The organism is Alloyangia mangrovi, assembly GCF_002300555.2.
GTDB lineage: Bacteria > Pseudomonadota > Alphaproteobacteria > Rhodobacterales > Rhodobacteraceae > Salipiger > Salipiger mangrovi.
The window spans coordinates 1-24,004 of the sequence record NZ_NTHN02000006.1 but is presented as its reverse complement, the minus strand read 5'-3'; the positions used below and the strand labels follow the sequence as shown (position 1 = coordinate 24,004).

General features: G+C 69.2%; 10 protein-coding genes and 2 pseudogenes. 9 read left to right on the top strand and 3 right to left on the bottom strand.

Annotated elements, in window-relative coordinates:
- Positions 1 to 21: 21 nt before the first annotated feature.
- Complete coding sequence (locus tag CLG85_RS04780) at positions 22 to 1,587, bottom strand: 2-isopropylmalate synthase (RefSeq protein ID WP_095881878.1); 1,566 nt, start codon at positions 1,585 to 1,587, stop codon at positions 22 to 24.
- Positions 1,588 to 2,898: 1,311 nt separating this feature from the next.
- On the opposite strand from CLG85_RS04780, the gene CLG85_RS04775 reads away from it, so the two are divergent.
- Both CLG85_RS04775 and CLG85_RS04770 read left to right on the top strand, forming a co-directional pair.
- Positions 2,899 to 4,533, top strand: coding sequence for a hypothetical protein (locus CLG85_RS04775; protein ID WP_260348513.1), 1,635 nt, complete (start codon positions 2,899 to 2,901; stop codon positions 4,531 to 4,533).
- Positions 4,433 to 4,924 (top strand): hypothetical protein, encoded by a 492-nt coding sequence (locus tag CLG85_RS04770; protein WP_260348512.1) that lies wholly within the window; start codon positions 4,433 to 4,435, stop codon positions 4,922 to 4,924. The genes CLG85_RS04775 and CLG85_RS04770 overlap by 101 nt, the downstream gene beginning before the upstream one ends.
- A gap of 51 nt (positions 4,925 to 4,975) precedes the next feature.
- On the opposite strand, the gene epsE is transcribed toward CLG85_RS04770, so the two are convergent.
- Positions 4,976 to 6,184, bottom strand: coding sequence for an exopolysaccharide biosynthesis GT4 family glycosyltransferase EpsE (gene epsE / locus CLG85_RS04765; RefSeq protein ID WP_095884160.1), 1,209 nt, complete (start codon positions 6,182 to 6,184; stop codon positions 4,976 to 4,978).
- Positions 6,185 to 6,336: 152 nt separating this feature from the next.
- On the opposite strand from epsE, the gene CLG85_RS04760 reads away from it, so the two are divergent.
- The 7 genes and pseudogenes from CLG85_RS04760 (at position 6,337) to CLG85_RS04730 (ending at position 23,124) form a co-directional block, all read left to right on the top strand.
- Positions 6,337 to 7,203 (top strand): glycosyltransferase family 2 protein, encoded by an 867-nt coding sequence (locus CLG85_RS04760; RefSeq protein ID WP_260348511.1) that lies wholly within the window; start codon positions 6,337 to 6,339, stop codon positions 7,201 to 7,203.
- Positions 7,204 to 7,249: 46 nt separating this feature from the next.
- A complete protein-coding gene (locus CLG85_RS04755) occupies positions 7,250 to 8,566 on the top strand; it encodes an oligosaccharide flippase family protein (protein ID WP_311734957.1) in 1,317 nt (438 codons plus the stop codon).
- A gap of 267 nt (positions 8,567 to 8,833) precedes the next feature.
- Positions 8,834 to 15,224, top strand: a pseudogene (locus CLG85_RS04750) (type I polyketide synthase).
- Positions 15,225 to 15,228: 4 nt separating this feature from the next.
- A complete protein-coding gene (locus CLG85_RS04745; RefSeq protein WP_095883029.1) occupies positions 15,229 to 16,242 on the top strand; it encodes a glycosyltransferase family 2 protein in 1,014 nt (337 codons plus the stop codon).
- Positions 16,242 to 20,934, top strand: a pseudogene (locus CLG85_RS04740) (MupA/Atu3671 family FMN-dependent luciferase-like monooxygenase). The gene CLG85_RS04745 and the pseudogene CLG85_RS04740 overlap by 1 nt, the downstream one beginning before the upstream one ends.
- A gap of 1 nt (position 20,935) precedes the next feature.
- Positions 20,936 to 21,592: a 4'-phosphopantetheinyl transferase family protein gene (locus CLG85_RS04735; protein ID WP_260348510.1), complete on the top strand. Its 657-nt coding sequence runs from the start codon at positions 20,936 to 20,938 to the stop codon at positions 21,590 to 21,592.
- Positions 21,593 to 21,813: 221 nt separating this feature from the next.
- Positions 21,814 to 23,124, top strand: a complete 1,311-nt coding sequence (locus tag CLG85_RS04730) for a GumC family protein (RefSeq protein WP_095883994.1) — start codon at positions 21,814 to 21,816, stop codon at positions 23,122 to 23,124.
- A 61-nt stretch (positions 23,125 to 23,185) separates the two neighbouring features.
- Here the strand turns inward: CLG85_RS04730 and CLG85_RS04725 are convergent.
- Positions 23,186 to 24,004 (bottom strand): CpsD/CapB family tyrosine-protein kinase (locus CLG85_RS04725; protein WP_260348509.1); only part of this gene is annotated, 819 nt, incomplete at its 5' end.

The following is a 24,004-nucleotide window of genomic DNA, read 5'->3' as shown; positions in this document are numbered from 1 at the left end:
ATGCCATGGGCACAGGTCGGATCAGCCAAATTCCTTGTAGCTGATTTCCTTCTGGTCGGTGCCGGTCTTGCTACGGCGCACGTGCAGGCGGTTGAGCGCGTTCACATAGGCCTTTGCCGAGGCATAGACCGTGTCGGTATCCGCCGACTGGCCCGTGGCGATCTTGCCATCCTCTTCGAGGCGCACCGAGACGGTGGCCTGCGCATCGGTGCCTTCGGTCACTGCGTTCACCTGGTAGAGCTGCAGCCGGGCCGAGTTCGGGTAGAGCGCCCGGACCGCCTTGAAGGTGGCGTCGACCGGGCCGTCGCCTTCCATGACGCAGGATTTCTCCTCGCCGCCAACTTCCATCTCGAGCGTTGCCTCGGCCGGCCCGCCGGTGCCACAGACGACCTTGAGCGAGACGATCTCGAGGTGATCCGCGCCATCGGTCATCGCCGCCGTCACCAGCGCGAGGATGTCTTCATCGAAGACCTCCTTCTTGCGGTCGGCAAGGTCCTTGAACCGGACGAAGATGTCCTTGAGCTGGTTGTCGCCCACCTCGACCCCAAGGTCCTTGAGCTTGGCGCGGAGCGCCGCGCGGCCCGAGTGCTTGCCGAGCGGCAGCGAGGTGCCCGCGAGACCTACGTCCTCGGGACGCATGATCTCGAAGGTCTCCTTGTTCTTGAGCATGCCATCCTGGTGGATGCCCGACTCGTGGGCAAAGGCGTTCTTGCCGACGATCGCCTTGTTGAACTGCACCGGGAAGCCCGAGACCGTCGCGACGCGGCGCGAGATGTGCATGATCTTGCGGGTGTCGATCTTGGTCTCGTACGGCATGATGTCGCCGCGCACCTTGAGCGCCATCACCACCTCTTCGAGCGCGGTGTTGCCCGCGCGCTCGCCAAGGCCGTTGATGGTGCATTCGATCTGCCGCGCGCCGGCTTCGACGGCGGCGAGCGAGTTGGCCGTCGCCATGCCGAGGTCGTTGTGACAGTGGGTCGCGAAGATGATCTCGTCGGCGCCCGGCACCCGCTCGAGCAGCATCTTGATCAGCTCCGCCGATTCGCGCGGCGCGGTATAGCCCACGGTGTCGGGGATGTTGATCGTGGTGGCACCCGCCTTGATGGCGATCTCGACCACGCGGCAGAGGTAGTCATGCTCGGTTCGGGTCGCGTCCATCGGCGACCATTGCACGTTGTCGCAGAGGTTGCGGGCGTGCGTCACCGTCTGGTGGATGCGCTCGGCCATCTCGTCCATCGTGAGGTTCGGGATGGCGCGGTGCAGCGGCGAGGTGCCGATGAAGGTGTGGATGCGCGGGCGGGCGGCGTGTTTCACCGCCTCCCAGCAGCGGTCGATGTCGTTGAGCTGCGCGCGGGCAAGGCCGCAGATCACCGAGTTCCGGCTGCGCTCGGCGATCTCCGAGACAGCGCGGAAGTCGCCCTCGGAGGCGATTGGGAAGCCGGCTTCGATGATGTCGACCCCCATCTCGTCGAGCAGCTCGGCGATCTCGAGCTTCTCGTCATGGGTCATGGTCGCGCCGGGCGACTGCTCGCCGTCACGAAGGGTCGTGTCGAAGATGTACACGCGGTCTTTGGCTTGGTCGGTCATTTTTCGGATCTCTTGAGTCGTCGTCCTGGAAAGGGTTCGCCGGCGCGAAACGGTCCTCCTCTGAGCGGTCGCGCCGAGATGCGCGCTCAGAGGCGGATTAGGACTAGACGCAGGCCAAGCGCAACCGGCGCGCGGAATGCACGTGCAGCAGCGGGGATATGGCCAAGGGTCATCATGGCCGCGACTATACGCAGCGGCAGCGAAATGAAAACCGCAAATACCGCACGAGGCGCGGAAAGTTACGCCGCAGTGCAGCACGCCCCTCGTGCCGCTTGAGTGACCGCGCCGCGTGCCCATATGTTTCGGGAAAGCCGTTTGGTTCAGGGTTGTTTCGGGGGATTTTCATGGTCGGGCGTTTTCTGAGGGCAGCATTGCTGGCTGCCGGCTGGCCCCTGGCGTCGCTGGCGCAGGAGGGCGGCAGCCCCGAGCGCGAGGTTTATGTCTTCGGCAATTCTCTGGTGCATTTCCTCGGGCAGGAGGCGCATAGCAACACGCCCTACTGGCTCGCGCAGTTGGCGCAGGCGGATGGCGCGCGGCTTGCCCTCGACGGGCAATGGGGCTTTCTGCGCGACTTTTCCGACAACCTGCCGCCCGAGCCGAACTGGACGATTCCCGGGGTGAGCAATCATTGGGACCCGGGGCGCGGCGCCTTCGGCGATGCGGGCTTTGACGCGGTGCTGATCACCCCGGCGAATTTTCTGCAGTACCAGGTCTCCGACGCGCCCTATCCCGGCAACAACCCCTCGGGCACCAGCCCGATGGATGCGATTCTCACCGTTGCCGACTGGGTCGAGGGCCATGCCCCCGGCACGCCGCTCTGGATCTACGAGGGCTGGCCCGACATGGCCTCGGTTGCCGGCGACTACCCGCCCTCGGCGCGGGGGATGCGGCGCTACCACGACTACACGCTCGGCGCCTACGGGGTCTGGTACGACGACCTGCTGAACAAGCTGCGCGCGGCGCGCCCTGGCCAACCGGTGCAGCTGATTCCCGTGGCGCGCGTCCTGTCGGAGCTGCTCGAGGAGGGCGGGCCGCTGCAGGACGTGCCGGCGCAAGCGCTCTACGTCGACGATGCGCCGCACGGGACGCCTTCGCTCTACTTCCTCGCCGCCATGGTAACCTACAGCGCGCTCTATGGCGCGCCGCCGCCCGAAGGCTATGCGCCGCCGCCCGAGATCGACCGCGAGATCACCGCCGCCTACCCGCAGATCGCCGCACACGTCTGGCAGGTGGTCTCGGAGGGGCTGCCCGAGCAGGCTGCGGTCGCGCCGCAGCCGGAAGCGCCCGGGCAGGCCGCCGTCGAAGCCGGGGTTGAACCCGCCGCCGCTGCCTGCCGCCACCGCGCCCCTGCCACCGCGCCCCGATCTGGCGTTGCCCGACGCCGAGGCCCGCCCCGAGGGTGCCCCGGCGCTGGCCATGGGGCTCAACGGGCTCTCTGACTGGTCCACCCAGCACCCGTTCATCGACCTGATGAAATCCTCGCGGCCGTGGATCGGCCACCTGCCCGGGCAATGGGGAGGAGTGGAAATCGACGCGCTCCGCGCCCTCGGCGCGCTGGACGAGGACGGCTGGCCGCTGCGCATCCCCGACGGGGTCGAGCGTCTGGAAGCGCTGCTGCTCACCGACCAGCCCGAGGCCGCGCAGCACCTGCGCGGCACCTACGTGGTGCTCTGGCAGGGCAAGGGCGATCTGCGGCTCACCGGCCGCGCCAGCCGCGTGCGCATGGAGGAGGGCCGGGCGCTCTTCGACTACGCGCCGGGCGAGGGCTCGGTGGGCATCTCGATCTCGGCCACGGAGCCCGACGATCCGATCCGCGACATCCACGTGGTGCGCGAGGATCAGATGCCGCTCTTCGAGGCCGGGGCGCTGTTCAACCCCGCCTGGCTGGCGCGCATTCACGACCTGCGCAGCCTGCGCTTCATGGACTGGATGATGACCAACGGCTCGCCGGTGCAGCGCTGGGACGACCGCCCGCGCCTCAGCGATGCCACCTGGACCGCCTGGGGTGTGCCGCCCGAGGTGATGATCGCCCTCGCCAACGAAGTCGGCGTCGACCCGTGGTTCACCCTGCCGCATATGGCCGATGACGACTACGTCCGGCATTTCGCCGAGCTGGTGAAGGCGCGACTTGATCCGGGGCTCAAGGCCTATGTCGAATATTCCAACGAGGTCTGGAACTTCATCTTCCCGCAGGCGCAATGGGCGACGCAGCAGGCCGAGGCGCGCTGGGGGCGTTCGGAGTCGGGTTGGATCCAGTTCTACGCGCTGCGCGCCGCGCAGATCATGGACATCTGGAGCGAGGTCTACGGCGCGGAGGCAGACGAGCGGATCGTGCGGGTGATCTCCACCCACACCGGCTGGCCGGGGCTCGAGGAGCAGATCCTCACCGCACCGCTGGCCTATCTGGCGCTCGGCCGTGCGCCGCAGCAGAGCTTCGACGCCTACGCCGTCGCGGGTTACTTCGGCTACGAGCTCGGCGGTGCGGAGATGGCGGGGCAGGTAGACGACTGGCTCGCGCGCGCCGAGATGCAGGCGCAGGAGGAGGGCGAAGAACAAGGGCTGCGCCGCGTCGCCCTGCGCGAATATGTCAAAGACCACCGTTTCGACGCTGCCATGCTGCCCGTGGCTCTGGCGCTGCAGGAGGGCTCGCTCGCCGAGCTGACCGGAGAGATCCTGCCCTATCACGCCGAAGTCGCTGAAACCGCGGGGCTGCGGCTGGTGATGTACGAGGGCGGCACGCATGTCGCGGCGCAGGCCGAGCGGCTGCAGGACGAGAGGCTCACCGACTTTTTCGAACAGTTCAACTACAGCCCCGAGATGGCCAAACTCTACGAGCAGTTGCTGAGTGGCTGGATCGCGGCGGGGGGGCACGCTCTTCAATGCCTTCGTCGATGTCGCCCCGGCCTCGCAATGGGGCAGCTGGGGCGGGCTGCGGCATCTCGATGACGCGAATCCGCGCTGGGACATGCTGATGAGCTACAATGCCTCGGCGCCGACCGGCTGGGAAGAGCGCGCCGCCAGCACCTTCGACGACGGGCTGCAGCTGCGCGCCGGACCCGGGGGCGAGACGTTGGAGGGCAGTGCGCGGCCCGACGTCCTGCTTGGCGGCACCGGGGACGACCTGCTGATCGGCAAGGGCAGCGACGATCACCTCAACGGCGGCGCGGGCGAGGACCGGGCGCTGCTGCCGGGGGCGCAGGGGGATTACACCTTTTCGCGCGATGCGGCGGGAAGGTTGGTCGCTGAGGGGGGCAAGGGCCGGGTGACGCTCTTCGCCGTTGAATTGCTGAGCTTCGAAGCGGCGCCCGAGACAGAACTTCCCACCGCCGGTCTATGAGCCGCACCTCTCTTCGAAGAGAGGTGCAAAACCCATCGAAGGCTTTTGCGCCTATTGCCGCGCGCGCAGGATTTCCTCGATCAGCGTCTCGGCGCCGAGGCTGGCGCGGAAGTCCCGTTCGACGCGTTCCCGTCCCGCCGCACCAAGGCGCCGCGCGGTCTCGGGATTCTGTGCCAGATCGCGGATCGCCCTTGCCAGCGCCGTCGGGTCCTTCGGCGGCACCAGCTTGCCGCAATGCCCGTCGTCGATCAGCTCGCGCACCCCGCCCGCGTCGGTGCCGATCACCGGCAGGCCGCAGGCCATCGCCTCCATGTAGGCGACGCCGAGCGGCTCGTGCCACGAGGCCAGCACGAAGACATGCGCCGAGAGCAGCTTGTCGCGCACCGCCCCCGCGTCGATTGCCCCGAGGAGCTTCACGTGGTCGCGCAGCCGCAGCTTGCGAAGATGCGCTTCGAGCTCGGCGCGGTAGCCGCTGCCGCCTGCGTCGTCCTCGCCGGCGATCTCGAGCCGCACGTCGACGCCCTGGTCGAGCAGCTGGCGCACCGCCGACATCAGGTCCTGGTGGCCCTTCACCACGTTCAACCGACCGCAGGAAAAGAGCCGCACCGGCCGGCCCTTTTCGGGTGGCACATAGGGGGCCTCGCGGCGCAGCACCTCGGTGTCGACGCCCATCGGACGGATCACCATGCGCGGCGGCAGGTTGTCCCCCAGCGCCGCATGCAGCTCATCCGTCAGCTTGCGGGTGATCACCGTGGCAAAGGTCGCCTCCCGCCATTTCACCCGCTGGCCGGGGCCGTAATCCGACAGCGGCCCGTGCAGGGTCAGCGAATAGGGTGCGCCGCCGAGTCTCTGCGCGAGATTGGCGACCAGGGCGGCGCGGGCGCAGCTGTGCACGTGGACGTGGTCGAGCTGATGCTCGCGCGTGTAGTCCCGCAGCGCCTCGGCGGCCGAGAGGGTCAGGGCCGTGTCCCGGGCAAAGCCCGGCCCCTCGCGCAGGAGGTCCAGCGCCAGCCCCCGCGGCAGCAGACGGGCCAGCGTGGTGGCCGCGGCCAGCGGGCGAATCTCGCCAAGATAGGTGGTGCGCGCGATGGCTTCCTTGGACCAGCTGTGCGCGATCAGCCCAGCGGGCGGCACGCGGGTCGACAGAAGGTGCACCTCGTGGCCCATCGCCTCGAGCGCCTGCACCTCGCGCCAGAAGAAGATATGCGTCTGCCCCGGGAACTGGGGGACGAGATAACCGATCCGAAGGTTTTGCGACACCGGAACCCCCCACGCGTCGAACGGCAGGCCGGGACGGCCGTCGACAATTAAACCACAAACTCCCTCAAATCATTCTTTGGCCATAGTTTGCTGGCAAAGCTACCCCGTCCTGGTGCAGGACATAGGCATGTGTGTCGTCCTTGGTACGGATCATGGCATCTGACGAGTATCAGTTTCCTGGCAGTCCCGCGGTGTCGGTGATCCTGCCAGCTTGCAACGAGAGCGCGCTGATCGGCGCGTGTCTTAAGGCCCTGCTGGCCTCGGACTGGCCCGGGGACAGCCCCGCGCCCGAGGTCATCGTCATAGCCAATGGCTGCATCGACGACACCGCCGAGCGCGCCCGCGGCTTCGTCGAGGGTTTCGCCGCGCGTGGCTGGAGCCTGCGGGTGATCGAGCGTGCAGAGGGCGGCAAGCTCGCCGCGCTCAACGCCGGGGACGCCGAGGCAGGGTCGGGCATCCGCATCTACCTCGACGCCGACGTGACGGTCAGCAAGGCGCTGCTGGCGCAGCTCCACGCCGCCCTGTCCCGGCCCGGCGCGCGCTATGCCAGCGGACGGCTGCGGATCACCGCCCATGGCTGGGCCGCCCGCGCCTATGCCCGGACCTGGCGGCAGGTGCCCTTCATGTCGGACGGTGTGCCGGGCTGCGGGGTCTTCGCGGTCAACGCCGAGGGCCGTGCCCGCTGGCCGGAATTTCCCGACATCATCTCGGACGATACCTTCGTGCGGCTCAGCTTCACCCCCGACGAGCGCGCCTCGGTGCCCGCCCATTACGAATGGCCCATCGCCGAGGGGCTGGCCGCGCTGGTCCGCGTGCGCCGGAGGCAGGACGCCGGGGTGGCGGAGGTCGGCAAGCTCTACCCGCGGCTCCTGGGCAATGACGACAAGCTGCCGCTCTCGGCCATCGGGAAGCTGCGCATGGCGCTGCGCGACCCGATCGGCTTTGCCGTCTACAGCGGCGTCGCGCTGCTGGTCCGGCTGACGCCGCAGGTCCGCCCGGAGTGGAGCCGCAGCCGGTGACAACCGCCCTGATCCGACGCTTTTCCGGCGCCTCGCTCGCGCCCGGGTGCTGCGCTCGTCGCTGCTGACCGTGGGCAGCTTCGGCTTTTCCCAGGCGCTGCGGCTCGGCAGCAACCTGATCCTCACCCGGCTGCTCTTCCCCGAGGCTTTCGGCCTCATGGCGCTGGTCTCGGTCTTCCTGATGGGGCTCATGCAGTTCTCGGACGTGGGCGTCACCCCGGCGATCTTGCAGAGCAAGCGCGGCGACGACCGCGATTTCCTCGACACCGCCTGGACCATCCAGGTGCTGCGCGGCATCGGCCTCTGGCTCAGTGCCTGCGTTCTGGCCTGGCCGATGTCGCTCTTCTACGCCGAGCCGCAGCTCTTGCACCTGCTGCCCGTGGCGGGGCTGTCGCTGTTCATCGTCGGCTTTCGCCCGACCCGCATGGACAGCGCCAACCGCCACCTGCTGCTCGGCAGGGTCACCCTGCTCGAGCTGGCCACGCAGACCATCGGCGTCGGCAGCGCGGTGCTGCTGGCATGGGCCACCGGCTCGGTCTGGTCGCTGGTGCTCTCGGGGCTGATCAGCAGCCTCTTCGAGGTGATCGCCAACTCGCTGCTGCTCGCCGGGGGCCGCAACCGCTTCCGCATGGAGCCCGAGGCGCGGCACGAACTGGTGAACTTCGGCAAGTGGATCTTCCTGTCGACCGTCTGCGGCTTCTTCTTCAGCCAGGGCGACAAGATCCTGATCGGCAAGTACCTCAGCCTCGACGCCTTCGGGGTCTACAACATCGGCTACTTCCTCGCCTCCTTCCCGATGTTGCTGGGCGGCATAGTGACGCGCAAGGTGCTGATCCCGATCTACCGCGAGAGCCCGCCGCGCGAAAGCCGCCAGAACTTCCTGCGCCTGCGCAAGATGCGCTTCTCGGTGACCGGCGCGCTTCTGGTGCTGGTCGCCAGCTTCGCCGTCTGCGGCCACGCGCTGGTCGAGCTGATGTACGACGAGCGCTACCTCGCCGCCGGGGCGGTGACGGTGCTCATCGCCTGCATGCAGATGCCGCAGATCATCGTACAGACCTACGACCAGGCGGCACTGGCGGCGGGCGACAGCCGCAGCTTCTTCGTGCTGGCGCTGGCGCGGGCGCTGCTGATGGTGGGCTGTATCCTCGTCGGGCTGGAAACCCACGGGCTGATCGGCGCGCTGCTCGGCTACGGTGCGGCCTTCGCGCTGGCCTATCCGGTCGTGGTCTGGCTGGCGCGACGCATGGGCGTCTGGGACCCGCTGCACGACCTGTGCTTCGCGCTTTTCGGCGCGGCGCTCGCGGCGCTTTCCATCACGCTCAACTGGTCCGCCGTCACCGCGCTGAGCGCCCAGGGCTGGTGAGTCCCGCCGCCCCTGCGCCTGCGGCCACGGCCACCCGAGACAGCCGGGGGCTCGCCTGATACTGTCCTTCGCGGCGGACAGTGCCGAGGCCTGCCCCGCTTTGTTTCCCGCGACGGTGCGTCATGCCGAATTGCGCCCAATTTTCTCCGTAATCGGTCTTTACGGAGCATGAGGTCGCGGGTTTGTACGAGTGAGGAAGGCTTCTTGGACAGTCAACGTGACATTGCCGAGACGGGTATCGCCGAGACGGACATCGCCATTGTCGGCATGGCCGCGCATCTTCCCGGCGCCGCCGATATCGCCACTTACTGGACGAACCTGCGCGAAGGCCGCCGCGCCATCCGCCGCTTCACCGAGGACGAGCTGCGCGCCGCCGGCGAAGACCCGGGCCTGCTGCGTCACCGCGACTACGTGCCCTTCGGCGCGCCGCTGGACGGCTTCGAGATGTTCGACGCCGAGTTCTTCGGCTTCGCCCCAAAGGACGCGGCGATCATGGACCCGCAGCACCGGCAGTTCCTCGAGACCGCCTGGGAGGCGCTCGAGACCGCCGGCCACGTGCCCCAGAACTTCGACGGCGCCATCGGCGTCTTCGGCGGCGTCGGCATGGGCAGCTATTTCTACGTCAACCTCTGCTCGAACCCCGATCTCGTCGACAATACGGGCCTGTTCCTGCTGCGCCATACCGGCAACGACAAGGACTTCCTGACCACCCGGCTGAGCTATGTGCTCGACCTGCACGGGCCGTCGGTCAACGTGCAGACCGCCTGTTCGACCTCGCTCGTCGCCACCCATTTCGCCGTTCAGGCGCTTCTGGGAGGGGAATGCGACATGGCGCTGGCGGGCGGGGTGACCATCGAGCTGCCGCAGAAGCGCGGCTATCTGTACCGCGAGAACGAGATCCTCTCGCCCGACGGGGAATGCCACGCCTTCGACCATCGCGCGCAGGGCACGGTCTTCGGCTCCGGCGCCGGGGTCGTGGTGCTGCGCCGCCTCGGGGATGCCATTGCCGACGGCGATCACATCTGGGCGGTCATCAAGGGCTCGGCGATCAATAACGACGGCGCGGGCAAGGCGGGCTATCTCGCGCCTTCGGTCGACGGCCAGGCGCAGGCCATCGCCGAGGCACAGGCCGTGGCGGGCGTCGGCTCGGACAGCATCGACTATGTCGAATGCCACGGCACCGGCACCTATCTCGGCGATCCCATCGAGGTCGCGGCGCTGACCCAGGCCTTCTCGGCAAGCGGCTCTAAACAAGGGCATTGCCGCATCGGTTCGGTGAAGACCAACATTGGCCACCTCGACACTGCCGCCGGGGTTGCGAGCCTGATCAAGACCTCGCTGGCGCTGCACCACGGGCAGATGCCGCCCTCGCTGGGCTACGAGAAACCCAATCCCGCCATCGATTTCGAGACCTCGCCCTTTGTGGTCAATGACACCCTGACGGCGTGGGCGCGCGGCGATCACCCGCGCCGCGCCGGGGTCAACTCGCTTGGCGTCGGCGGCACCAACGCCCATGTCGTGCTGCAGGAGGCGCCCCTGCGCCCAGCCTCGGAGCAGAGCGACTGGCCGTTCCAGATCCTCACCCTCTCGGGCCGCAGCAAGGCGGCGCTGGAGGAGAACGCGAAGCGCCTCGCCGCCCATCTGCGCGCCCACCCCGAGCAGCCGCTGGCTGACATAGCTTTCACCCTCAAGGAGGGACGCCGCGCCTTCGAGAAACGCCGCGTGGTGGTGGCCGCGAGCCATGACGAGGCCGCGCGCCTGCTGGAGGAAAACACCCCCCCGCCGGGTGCATACCCACGGCGCGCTCGACCGGCCCGACATCGCCTTCCTGTTCCCCGGAGGCGGCGCGCAATACGCCGGCATGGCACGCGATCTCTATGAAACAGAGCCTGTTTTCGCCGACTGGATGGACCGCGGGCTGACCGCGCTGGCCGAGATCACCGACGAGGACATCCGCGCCCTCTGGCTGCCCGCGCCCGAGGCGAAGCGCGCCGCCGACGAGGCCTTGAAGCGGCCCTCCCTGCAACTGCCGCTGATCCTGATGACCGAGGTGGCGCTGGCGAAGCTCTGGATGAGCTGGGGCATCGAGCCCGCCGCCCTTGCGGGCCATTCCATGGGCGAGAACACCGCCGCCTGCATCGCGGGTGTGATGAGCTTCGAGGATTGCATCGGCCTCGTGCACCTGCGCGGACGGCTCTTCGACACGGTGCCCGCGGGCGGCATGCTCTCGGTCAGCCTGCCCGCCGAGACGCTGCAGGGCTACCTTGGTGACGATCTCGACCTCGGCGCGGTCAATGCGCCCGAGCTCTCGGTGGCCTCGGGGCCTGCAGAGGCGCTGAATTCGCTTGAACAGAGACTGATATCGGACGGCATCGACTGCCAGCGTATCGCCATCGACGTCGCCGCGCACAGCCGCATGCTCGCTCCGATCCTCGAGCAGTTCCGCGCCTACCTGCGCTCCATCGATCTCAGCCCGCCGCGCATTCCGCTGACCTCGAACCGCAGCGGCAGCTGGATGACCGACGACGAGGCCACAAGCCCCGACTACTGGGTCGAGCATCTGCGCGGCACCGTCCATTTCGCCGACTGCGTGGCAACGATTGCCGAGCAGCAGAGCCGCATCTTCCTCGAGGTCGGCCCGGGCAAGGCGCTCTCCTCGCTCGCCGGCCAGCACCCCGCGGTGCCGGGTCAGCAGGTGCTGAGTTCGCTGCGCCACCCCGACGAAGAGATCGCCGACGATCGCTACATGTTCGAGGTTCTGGGCCGTCTCTGGGCGCTCGGGGCCGAGATCGACTGGGCGCAGGTCTGGGGCGGGGCCCGCCGCAACCGCGTGGTGCTGCCGACCTACGCCTTCCAGCGCGCACCCTATTTCATCGCGCCCGGCAAGCAGGCCGAACCCGCGCCGAAGCACCTCCTGCGCAGCGACGACCTGAGCAGCTGGGGCTGGAAGCCGGTCTGGCGCCCGCGCACCGCCAAGGCCGCGCTGGACGTCACCGAGGCGCTCTCGGAAGCCGAACCGCAGGTCTGGCTTATGTTCATGGACGAGGCCGGGCTCGCCGACCGCTGCGCGGCGCGGCTCAGTGCGGCCGGGCACGAGGTGATCGAGGTGCGCCCCGGCGACGCCTTCATCCGCCTCTCGGAGAGCTCGTATGTCCTGCCGCCCGAACGCGGCCGCGAGGGCTATGACCTGCTGCTGCAGGATCTGGCCCTGCGCGGGCATGTGCCCACCCGAGTTGCGCATTTCTGGCTGGTCACCGAGGGCGAGGGGCACCGCCCCGGCTCCAGCTTCTTCCATCGGGTGCAGGAGCAAGGCTTCTACTCGCTGCTCTTCCTCGCGCAGGCCATGGCCGAGGAGTCCTTGCCGCGCCCGCTGCAGATAACCGTGTTGACCACCGGCGCCGCGCAGGTGCAGGGCGAGCCGCTGGTGCATCCCGCCAAGTCCACCATCGCCGGTCCCGCCCGGGTCATCCCGCGCGAATTCCCCGGTGTTCGTGTCGAAACGCTCGACCTTGTCCTGCCCGGGCCCGCCACTGGCACCCTTTTTACCCGCCGCAAGGCCGAGGCCACCCGCGCGCAGGCCTTCGCCCGGCTCACCGATCTCGTGCTCGAGGACCTGCTCGCCGAGCCCGGGGATGCGAGTGCCGCCCTGCGCGGCGGCCGCCGCTATGAATGCATCATGGCCTCCGTGCCGCTGCCCGAAGCCGCACTGCCGCCGGGGCAGGGGACCTACCTGCTCACCGGCGGCTTCGGAGGCATCGGCCTGACGCTCGGCATGGCCTTCGCCCGGCATGGCGCAAAGCTGATCCTCGTCGCCCGCAGCGCGCTGCCTGCGCGCGGGGACTGGCCCGGATACCTTGCCCGCCACGCGCCGCAGGACCCCATCGCGCGCCGCATCCGTGCCGTGCTGGCGCTGGAAGAGGCCGGGGCCGAGATCCTCGTGATCGCCGCCGATGTCTGCAACCGCGCCCAGCTTCAGGCCGCACGGGACGAAGCCGAAGCGCGCTTCGGCCGCATCACCGGGGTGATCCACGGCGCGGGCGTCATCGACGACGCGCCGCTGCTCACCAAGACACCGGCCTCGGTCGAGGCTGTCTTCACCCCGAAGATCCACGGCACGCAGGTACTGGGCGAGGTCTTCCCCGACGGGTCCACGGACTGGATCGCGCTCTTCTCGTCTTCCTCCACCGTCACCGCCCCGGCGGGGCAGGTGGATTACGTCGCCGCCAACGAGTTCCTCAACGCCTTCGCCCGCGCCCGCGCCGGCGGGCAGACGCAGGTCACGGCGATCAACTGGGGCATCTGGAACGAGGTCGGCATGGCCGCCGAGGCCGTCGCCGCGCGCAGCTGCGATCAACCCGCGCAACCGGTGGAGCCCACCGGCCTGCCGCTGCTCGGCGAGGCAACGTTCGACGCACGGGGCAACCGTCTCTTCACCAGCACGCTCTCGACGGCTGACTGGATCATCGACGAGCACCGCACCCGCGCCGGCGACGCGCTGCTGCCCGGCACCGGCTACCTGACCCTCGCCGCCCATGCCCTGAAGGCGCAGCGCGAGGAGCAGCGCTTCGAGATCCGCGATCTCACCTTCCTGCGCCCGCTGAGGGTGACCGACGAGAGGCCCCGCGATCTCCGCCTGCGCCTCACGCGCCGGGACGAGGGATACGGCTTCGAGGTGCTGGGAGATGCCACGCTGAACGGACGCCACGGCTTTGCGCTCACCGCGCAGGCCACGCTCTCTCTCCTGCCGCTGCCGCGCCCTGCTCGGCTTGACCTGAAAGCACTCCGCGCCCGCTGCGCCGCCCCCGAGCGCGCGCCGCGCGGCGGCAAGCTTGCCGCCGCACAGGAAGAGCAGCTCGCCTTCGGCCCGCGCTGGAAGGTGCTCGACGCCGCGGCGCTGGGGCAGGGCGAGGGGATCGCCGATCTCTCGCTGCCGGCCGAGGCGGCGCGGGACGGCTGCCTGCTGCACCCGGCGCTGTGCGACATTGCCACTGGCTGGGCGATGGCGCTGATCGCGGGCTGGGCTCCGACCCACCTCTGGGTGCCGGTTTCCTATTCCCGAGTCCGCGTACACGCGCCGCTGCCGGGGCGGATCGTGAGTTGGGTTCGCACTGCCGTGGACACCCAGGCCGAGAGCGGATCCGCCAGCTTCGACGTCACCCTCTGCGCGCCCGATGGCAGCGTGCTGGTCGAGATCGACGGCTTCACACTGCGCCGTCTCGACACGCCCGAGCAGCTGCAGGCCGCGCCGCGGCTCACCGCCGCCGAGCTGGAGACCGAGGACGACGGTGCCGCGCAGCCACTCTCGCCCGCCGAGGAACGGCTCGCCGACAGCCTGTCGCAGGGCATCCTGCCCGAGGAAGGCATCGAGGCCTTTGCTCGTGCGCTGCGGCTCGGCCTGCCGCAGGTGGTGGTCTCGTCCGTGGATCTCGACCAGCTCACCCGGCAGAGTGCCGCCATGAGCCTCGAGAAACCCGAGGGGCAGAGTTTCGAGCGGCCGCAGCTCGACAGTGACTACGTCGCCCCCGAGGGCGAGATCGAACGCACCCTGGCAGGCTTCTGGCAAGAGCTTCTGGGGGTGCAGAGCGTGGGGGCCGAGGACAGCTTCTTCGATCTCGGCGGGCACAGCCTGATCGCCGTGCGGCTCTTTGCCATGGTGCGCAAGGCCTTCCGCGTCGATTTCCCGATCTCGGTACTCTTCGAGGCGCCGACCATCCGCCGCTGCGCCGCGCTCATCGCCGAGCGCACGGGGCATGCGGGTGAAGCCGCGAGCGAAGCGCCGAAGACGCCCGAGCGCCGCTTCACCCACGTTGTGCCGATGCACGACGGCGAGGGTGGGCCGCGCCGGCCGTTCTTCCTCGTGGCGGGCATGTTCGGCAACGTGCTCAACCTGCGACACCTCGCACATCTGCTGGGCGCCGACCGGCGTTGCTACGGGCTGCAGGCCAAGGGGCTCTATGGCGGCGAAGCGCCGCATGCGACCATCGAGGCTGCCGCCGCCGATTACATCGCCGAGATGCGGCAGGTGCAGCCCGAGGGCCCCTACATGCTCGGCGGCTTCTCGGGCGGAGGGATCACCGCCTACGAGATCGCCCGCCAGCTCGGGGCCATGGGCGAAGAGGTCGCGCTCTGCGTGCTGCTCGACACGCCGCTGCCGACGCGCCGCCCGCTCGAACGCGGTGACCGGCTGCGTATCCAGTGGCATGAGGCCAGGGACAAGGGTCCGCTCTATCCGCTGGTCTGGGCCCGCAACCGCCTGCGCTGGGAGATCGCCAAGCGCCGCGCCAGCGCGGTCACCGGCGCCGAACACGCCTTCCACAATGCCGAGATCGAGGCCGCCTTCCTGCAGGCCGTGGCGCGGTACAATGTCCGCCCGTGGGATGGGCGCCTGGTGCTCTACCGCCCGCCGCTGGTCGGCAAGTGGCAGGTCGGTGGCGGTCGCATGGTGAACTCGGAGCGCGCCTACGTGCTGGCCGACAACGACTGGGGCCAATATGTGCCCGGGGTCGAGGTGCACGAGGTGCCGGGCGATCACGACTCCATGGTGCTCGAACCCAACGTGCGGGTGCTGGCGGCGCTGATGCGGCAGGCCATTGCCGAGGCCGAGGTGGCTCCGGCGCCGGGCGAGGCGCCGCCGTTCACTGCCCGTGCCGCGGAGTAGACCGATGCCGCGCGTGCTCGTCATATCGCTCAACTACCGCACCGCGGAGATGACCCTGCGCTCGGTGCAGGCGGCGCTTCGCGCTATGCAGGGACTCGATGCCGAGCTCGTCATCGTCGACAACGCCAGCGGCGACGGATCCTACGAAGAGATGAAGGCAGCGCTCGCGGCCGAGGACTGGGCGAAGGGCGCGCCGATCCGGCTGATCGGCTCGGACCACAACGGCGGCTTCGGCGCGGGCAACAACATCGGCATCCGCGCCGGCATGTCGGACGGCAGCTGCCCCGACTACGTCTACCTGCTGAACTCCGACGCCTTCCCCGCGCCGGGTGCGATCCGCGCGCTGGTCGCGCATCTCGAGGCGCACTCCGAGGCGGGCCTTGCCGGCAGCTATCTCCATGGCCAGGACGGCGAGGCGCATATGACCGCCTTCCGCTTCCCCTCCATCGCGTCGGAATTTGAAGGCGCCGCCCGTTTCGGCCCGGTCTCGCGGCTGCTCAAGCGCAAGGCGGTGCCGATGCCCGTCCCCGCGGGGACGCAGCGCGTCGACTGGCTGGCCGGTGCCTCGCTGATGCTGCGGCGGGCGGTGCTGGACGAGATCGGCCTCTTTGACGAGACATTCTTCCTCTACTTCGAGGAAACCGAGCTCTGCCACCGCGCCGCACGCGCCGGGCACCAGACACATTACGTGCGCGGCAGCGATGTCATGCACATCGGCTCGGTCTCGACCGGGATGAAGCGCTGGACCCGCATCCCCACCTTCTGGCTCGACAGCCGCTGGCACTACTTTGCCAAGACCCACGGGCGGTGCTACGCCGCGCTGGCGACGCTGTCGCATGCCTGCGGCGGCCTGCTCTGGCGGCTGCGCCGGGTGATCCAGCGCAAGCCCGCCGCCGATCCCGCGCATTTCCTGCACGACCTGATATCCCATGACCTCCGCGCCCTGCTCCGGCCCTCGCCGGAGCGTGCCGTCCCCGCGGGGACAGGCAGCGCGGAGACGAACGCGGAGAGACTGTGATGGCCAAGTTCAGCTCTGTCGTCATCGGCAACGAGTCCCTGCTGGTGCAATGCGCGGAGAAACTTCTTAGCGCGGGCCATGGCCTAGAGGCGGTGGTGACACGCAATCCCGATATCGGGAATTGGGCATCAAATGAGGGAATCCAGATCGTCACCCCCGGTCCCGGGTTGGCCTCGCGACTGCCGAAGGGCTTCGACTACCTGCTCTCCATCTCGAATTTGGACATTATTCCCGCAGATGTTCTCGCATTGCCCTCCAAGGGCGCGGTGAACTTCCATGACGGGCCGCTGCCGCGCCGGGCCGGGCTCAACGCCCCGATCTGGGCGCTGATCGAGGGCGAGACCCGCCACGGCATCACCTGGCACATGATCGAGGGCGGCGTGGACGAGGGCGATATCCTCGTGACCAGAGGATTCGACATCTCGGCCAGCGACACCGCGCTGACGCTGAACGCCAAGGCTTTCGAGGCCGCCATCGAGAGTTTCGACGAGGTCATCGAACACCTGGCGACGGGGCTGAAGCGCCTGCCGCAGGATCTCTCGCAGCGCAGCTATCACGCGCTGGCCGACCGGCCGTCAGGCCACGGGCTGCTCGATTTTACCAAACCGGCCACAGATCTCGCCCGGCTGGTGCGGGCGCTGGATCACGGCGGCTATGCCAACCCGCTCTCGGCCCCCAAGGTCCGCGCGAATGGGCGGATCTGGCTGGTGGGCGAGGCGCAGGGGATCGAGGGGCGCGGCACCCCGGGAGAGATCCTCGAGGCCAGCGACGATCACCTCACGGTGGCTTGCGGCAGCGGCGCGCTGCGGCTGGCGCATTTCGCCCATCCCTGCGGCGCGCCCGCTCTGGTGGCGCAGGTCGGCAAGCCCGGCGGGGCGCTGGACCTCTTGGAGCCGGACGAGCGTGCCCGGATCGACACCGCGATCCGCAGCGTCGCCCCGCATGAGCAATTCTGGCGCGCCCGGCTGGCGGGGCTGCGCCCCTTCGAGATGCCGGGCCTCGGCAGGCAGGCGGGTGCGATCAACCGCCGGGCGCTTTCGTTCGGCGAGGCCGATTTCGGCTCGGTCGTCGCCGCCTTTGCCGCGCGGCATGACGCGCAGGGGGCCTGTGACATCGCCCTCGCCGACCTCGCGCTGAGCGGGCTCGCCAAGAGTGGGATCCTCACCCCCTGGGTGCCGCTGCGCGCCGAGGCCGAGGGGGATGCCGTGGCGCTGCAGGCGCGCATCGCCGAGGCCATCGCCGAAGCCCGCCGGCGCCGGGGTTTTGCCACCGATCTGCCCGCCCGGGCCCCCGAGCTGAGCGGTGCGCCGCAGGTGCCGCAGCTTGGACTGAGCCTTGCCGCCGGGCCGATCCCCGGCGCGGTGCTGACCGTCGAGCAGACCGCGCAGGGCATCCTGCTGCACGCCGACACCGGCCGCATCCCCGCCGCGCAGGCCGAACTGATCGCCGCCCGACTGGAGCTGATCGCGACGCATCTGACCGGCGATGCCGAGATCCGCGCCCTGCCGATCCTGCCCGAGGCCGAGCGCGCCATGGTCATCGACCTGTGGAACGCCTCCGGCGTGGAGCATGGCCGCGGGCTGACCGTTCAGGCCGCCTTCGAGGCGCAGGTGGCCAGGGACCGTGAAGCCGTGGCGCTGGTCTTCGAGGGGCAGAGCCTAAGCTACGCCGACCTTGACGCCCGCGCCAACCGCACGGCGAACGTGCTGCAGGGCATGGGCGTCGGGCCGGGCGTGGTGGTGGGGCTCTGCACGCGGCGCTCGGTCGACCTGCTGGTCGGGGCGCTTGGCATCCTCAAGGCGGGCGGGGCCTACCTGCCGCTCGATCCGGCCTACCCGGCGGACCGGCTGCAGCACTATATCGCCGACAGCGGTGCCGCCGGTGATCGTCACCCAGTCGGCGCTGGCAGAGACGTTGCCGGAACATGGCGCGCAGCTCCTGCTGCTCGACGCCGACCCGCGGCTGGCGCAGGCCCCGGCGACGCGCCCCGAGGCGACCAGCGGCCCCGGGGACATCGCCTATCTGATCTACACGAGCGGCTCGACGGGCACGCCCAAGGGGGTGATGGTCGAGCAGCGCAACGTGGTGAACTTCTTTTGCGGCATGGACGCGGTGGTGCCGCATGACCCGGCGGGGACATGGCTCGCGGTCACCTCGCTCAGCTTCGACATCTCGGTGCTCGAGCTCTTCTACACGCTGGCGCGCGGCTTCAAGGTGGTGCTGACCTCGGACGAGGACCGGGGGCTGATCTCGAAGGGGCCGATGCCGCTGTCGGAGCAGCACATGGCGTTCTCGCTCTACTACTGGGGCAATGATGACGGCGTCGGGCGCGACAAGTACCGGCTGCTGCTCGAGGGCGCGAAGTTCGGCGACCGGCACGGATTCTGCGCTGTCTGGACCCCGGAGCGTCACTTCCACGCCTTCGGCGGGCCTTATCCGAACCCCTCGGTGACCGGGGCCGCGGTGGCGGCGGTGACCGAGAATTTGGCGGTACGCTCCGGCTCCGTCGTCTCGCCGCTGCACCACCCGGCGCGGATCGCCGAGGAATGGGCGGTGATCGACAACCTGACGAACGGCCGCGCCGGGCTGGCGCTGGCTTCGGGCTGGCAGCCGGATGACTTCGTGCTGCGCCCCGAGAACACGCCGCCCGAGAACAAGGCCGCAGTGATCGAGAATATTTCCCAGATTCGGGATTTGTGGGCCGGGCGGCCCGTGGCCTTCCCGCGCAAGGACGGCACGATGTTCGACGTGGTGACCCAGCCGCGCCCGGTGTCGAAGGAGCTGCCGCTCTGGCTGACCGTCGCCGGCAACCCGCAGACCTGGAAGGACGCGGGCACCCATGGCTGCAACGTGCTGACGCACCTGCTGGGCCAAAGCATCGGCGACGTGGCCGAGATGATCCGCCTCTACCATGCGTCGCTGCGCGAAGCGGGCAGGGATCCCAAGGATTTCACCGTCACGCTGATGCTGCACAGCTACATCGCCGAAACCCGCGAGGCGGCGCGGGAGACCGCGCGCGGGCCGATGCGCGAGTACCTGCGCTCGGCGGCGGCGCTGATCAAGCAATACGCCTGGGCCTTCCCGGCGTTCAAGCGACCGAAGGGGGTGAACAACGCCTTCGATCTGGACCTCGACATTCTCGAGCCCGAGGATCTCGAGGCGATCCTGGACTTCGCTTTCGAGCGGTATTTCACCGAAAGCGGCCTTTTCGGCACGGTCGAGGACGCGCTGGGGAGGACCGAGCAGCTCAAACGCATCGGCGTGGGCGAGATTGCCTGCCTGATCGACTACGGGATTCCGGTGGATACGGTGCTGGAGGGGCTGCGGCCGCTGGCCGAGGTGGTGAAACGGGCGAATGTTGCGCCGGAGCTGGCGGCGGATGATTTCTCGATCGCCGCGCAGATCCTGCGCCACGGTGTGACCCACCTGCAATGCACCCCCTCGATGGCGCGGATGATCGCGATGAACGACGAGGCGCGGTTTGCGCTGTCGAAGGTGGATCACCTCTTCCTCGGCGGCGAGCCGCTGCCCGGGGCGCTGGTCGAGGAGTTCGGGCGGGTCACCGGGGCCACGGTCACCAACATGTACGGGCCGACCGAGACAACGATCTGGTCCTCGACGGAGGACGCGCGCGGTACCGAGGGCGTGGTGAACATCGGCCTGCCGCTCGCCAACCAGCAGCTCTACGTGCTGGACGAGGTGCAGCAGCCGGTGGGTGTGGGCGTGCCGGGCGAGCTCTGGATCGGCGGCGAGGGGGTGACCCGCGGCTACTGGGGTCGCGAGGACCTCACCGCCGAGCGCTTCGTGGCGAACCCCTTCCATCCGGGGCGGATGTACCGGACGGGGGATTTGGTGCGGCGGCGGATGGATGGGCGGATCGATTTCATCGGCCGGGTCGACCACCAGGTGAAGCTGCGCGGCTACCGCATCGAGCTGGGCGAGATCGAGGCCGTCATTGAGGCGCAGCCGGGGGTTTCGCAGGCCGTCGTGGTGGCGCGCGAGGATACGCCGGGCGACCTGCGCCTTGTGGGCTATTACGCCGCGCCTGCCGAGGTGGACGAGGGGGCGCTGCGGGCCGCGATGGCCAGGGGGCTGCCCGTCTTCATGGTGCCCGCGCATTTCGTCAGGCTCGACGCCTTCCCGCTGACGCCGAACAAGAAGGTCGACCGCAAGGCGCTGCCTGCACCGCTGGCGCGGCGCGCGGCGCCGAAGCCGGTCGAGGCGCCGGTGAGTGCCCCCGAGGCGGTGCCCACGGAGGCGCTGGACGCAACCCGGGTCGAGGCGCAGATCGCCGAGATCTGGTCGACCGTGCTGGGGGTGCAGGGCCTTTCCGGGCGGGACAATTTCTTTGAGCTGGGCGGGCATTCGCTGCTGGCGGTGCAGGCGCATCGGGCGATCCGCGACACGCTGGGGGCGAAGGGCCTGTCGATCACCGACATTTTCCGCTTCCCGGTGCTGGCGGATCTGGCCGGGCGGGTCGCGGGGCTCACCGTCGGGGCGGGCGCCCCGGTCAGGACACCGGCGACCAAGCGGGCGGCGGCGGTTGCACCGGTCGCCCTGACAGCGCCGGAGCCGGAGCCGAAGACGGACATCGCCGCGCCGGAGGCTGCTGCGCCGCTGAATCCGCGCGCGCAGATGCGGGCCGACCTGATGGCCCGGCGGCGCGAGATGCGCGCCCGGAGGCCCGCCTGAGATGGCCCGGCCCGAGGAACTCCGGGACCTGCTGTGCAGGGCCGCGCTGCCGAAGGGGATTGTCTGGGCCGTGTCCGAGCCGGTGCAGGACCTCTCTGAGCTCTTCCCCGAGGAACGCGACTGCATTTCTCGCGCGGTCCCCAAGCGGCAGGCGGAATTTGCCGGCGGGCGGCTGGCGGCCCGCGCGGCGCTGCGCCAGCTCGGCCTGCCGGGCGTTGCCATTCCCAAGGGCGCGGATCGCGCGCCGGTCTGGCCCGAGGGGGTCGTCGCCAGCATCACCCACACCGAGGGGCTCTGCCTTGCCATGGCGGCGCGCGCGCAGGATTGGCGCGGCCTGGGGATCGATCTTGAACTCGACCGGCCGATGCGTGCCGAACTGCTCGGCAGCATTGCCAGCGTGACCGAGCTGGCGCGGCTCTCGCCCATGCCCTTTTCGCGCGCCGGGGTGCGAATCTTCAGCGCCAAGGAGGCAGCTTACAAGGCGCAGTACCCGCTGACCGGGGCGCTCTTCGGTTTCGAGGCGATGGAATCACACCTGCCGCTTGGCGCGATGCGAATGGTGGCGGAATTGGGGCTTGGCGCGGGGGCGGGTCTGCCCATGCTTCAGCTCGCGGATTTTGACCTTATTTTGTCGGTTTGCGCCTTGCGTCACGGCTGATAGGCGAAAAATCCCGGATTTATGGCGCAAATGTGTTCGCGATCCCCACATCGGACACGAAGTGTTTCCCGAATGGCTCCGTATAAACATGGCGTAAACCGGGCAAAATTGCTAGATTTTGTCATGAAAGCGGCGCGCCTGCTTCCGGTCCCAACCCCAAATTGGCCGGGGCAGGGGTGCCGCTTTCCGATCGCATTGGGGGCCATTGCGGGAGTTTTGTTGTGAACCAGTTACAGTCGTTTTCCGAGGTGCTCTCCGCAGTGCGCCGCCGTTTCGGTCTGATCGTCCTGACCTTCGTGGTCGGCACGGCGATCGCCGTGTTCTTCGCGCTGAACCAGCCCAAGCTCTACGAGGCGACGGCGGTGGTCCAGATCGAGGAGGCGCAGGTCGCGCCCAACCCGACCAGCGCCACCAGCGCGGCCGAGACCGCCTCGCGCCGGGTGCAGCTCATCGAGCAGCGGATCATGTCGCGCGACAACCTCGTGCGCATCATGCAGGAGCACGGGCTCTTCGTGACCGTTCCCGAGATGCCGATGAACGAGCGCGTCTTCCGTATGCGCGAGTCCGCCTCGATCCAGGAAATCCGCGCCAATCCGAATGTCTACGCGCCGCAGAACCAGCCCTCGGGGCTGATGATCACGGTGCGGCTCGACGATCCGCAGAAGGCCGCGGACGTGGCCAACGAGCTCATGCACTCGGTGATCGAGATGTCGCGCAGCCGCAGCGAGACGCGGGCGCGCGATGCGCTGGCCTTCTTCGAGGCCGAGGAAGCGCGGGTCGAAACCGAGATCGAGGCGATGGATGGCCGTATCGCCGAGTTCAAGAAGCAGAACTCCGAGGCGCTGCCCTCCGGGCTCACCGCCATGCGCGACCAGCTCGGCACGCTCGAGGACAACAAGCTGCAGCTTGACCGGGACATCGTCGCGCTGCAGGCCAATTCCGCCCGCCAGCGCGAAGACGTGCAGGCCCGGCAGCTTGCGCTGCTTCAGGAGCAGAAGCAGCTGATTGCCATGCGCATCGACGGCATCGAGGACACCATTCGCCGCGCCCCCGAGGTCGAGCGCGAGCTCAGCGGGCTCGAGCGCGAGCGCACCCAGCTTCAGGACCAGTACAGCGTGATCACCCGCCGCAAGGCGGATGCCGAGATGGGCCAGATGCTCGAGGACCGGCAGCAGTCGGACCGCTTCGAGGTGCTCGAGACGGCGCTGGTGCCCGAGGTCTCGGCGTCGCAGAGCCGCCGCAAGCTGGTGGCCGTGGGCGCCGTGGCGAGCCTGATCGCCGGGCTGATCTCGGCCTTTGCCGCCGAGCTGATGAACCCGGCGCTGCGCAGCGCGGCGCAGATGGAGCGGGTGCTCGGGATCCAGCCGATTGTGGCGATCCCGCCGGTCAAGAGCCGCCGCGACCGCCGCGGCAAGGGGCTCGGCATCGCCGCGCTGGTGCTGGCGGTGGGGGCGGTGCTTTTCGGGGTGCTGCGCCTGCTTGGCGACCGGCTGCCGATGATCGAGCGCTTCCTGCCGCGGGTCGGCGCCTAGGCGGCCAGACCCGGCGATAGGGCGAGCCGATGTGAAAAGGCGGGCCAGGGGCCCGCCTTTCTCAGTATTGGTATTTCTTGAGGTTGGTGCCCTCGGCCTTGTTCAGCACCATGCCGAGCAACGGGGTTTCGGTGCCGAGGCGGCGCTCGACCTCGCGGATCTCGCGTTCGGTGGTCAGCCCGCCGCCGACCACCATGAGCACACCGTCGATCTGCGGCCGGAAGGCCAGGACATCGTCGTAGTAAAGCGCCGGCGGCAGGTCGAAGAGCATCACGTCGGGCTGCAGCCGCGCCTCGATCGAGGTGATCACCTCGGCGGTGGCGGGCGCGTTGAGCAGCTCGGCGGCATAGGGCTCGACCACCTCGTTGAAGCCGAAGGCGATGTTGTGCCCGGCGTGGATGCGGTTCTCGCCCATGCGCATCAGATGCGCCTCGGGCGGGATCACGCCGCGCAGCAGGGCTCCCATTGCACCGGGTGCGCGCACCCCCATGACCTTGTGCAGCGAGGGGTTGCGCAGGTCGAGGTCCATCAGAAGCGCCCGCAGCCCCTCCTGCCGGGACATCGAGATGGCGAGGTTGGCGGCGGTGAAGGTCTTGCCGCAGCCCTTGCTGGGCGATGTGATGCCGACGCGGGTCCAGCCGTTCTCGGCCAGCGCCTGGGTCAGCCGGGTGCGCAGCACGTCGAAGGCGGCATGGGCCGGATCCTCGCGGCTCGCGGTGATGATGCGGTTGCGCTCGAGATGGCTGGTGTCGATCTCGAAGACCTGCAGCCGGTCCCACAGCGCCTCGGCCTGCGGCGTGGCGCGGCGGGTGATCAGGTGGCGCGGGGTCGCGGCGGGCTCGTCCGGCTGAGGCTGGGGGGGCGGAGGGCGTCCGGACAC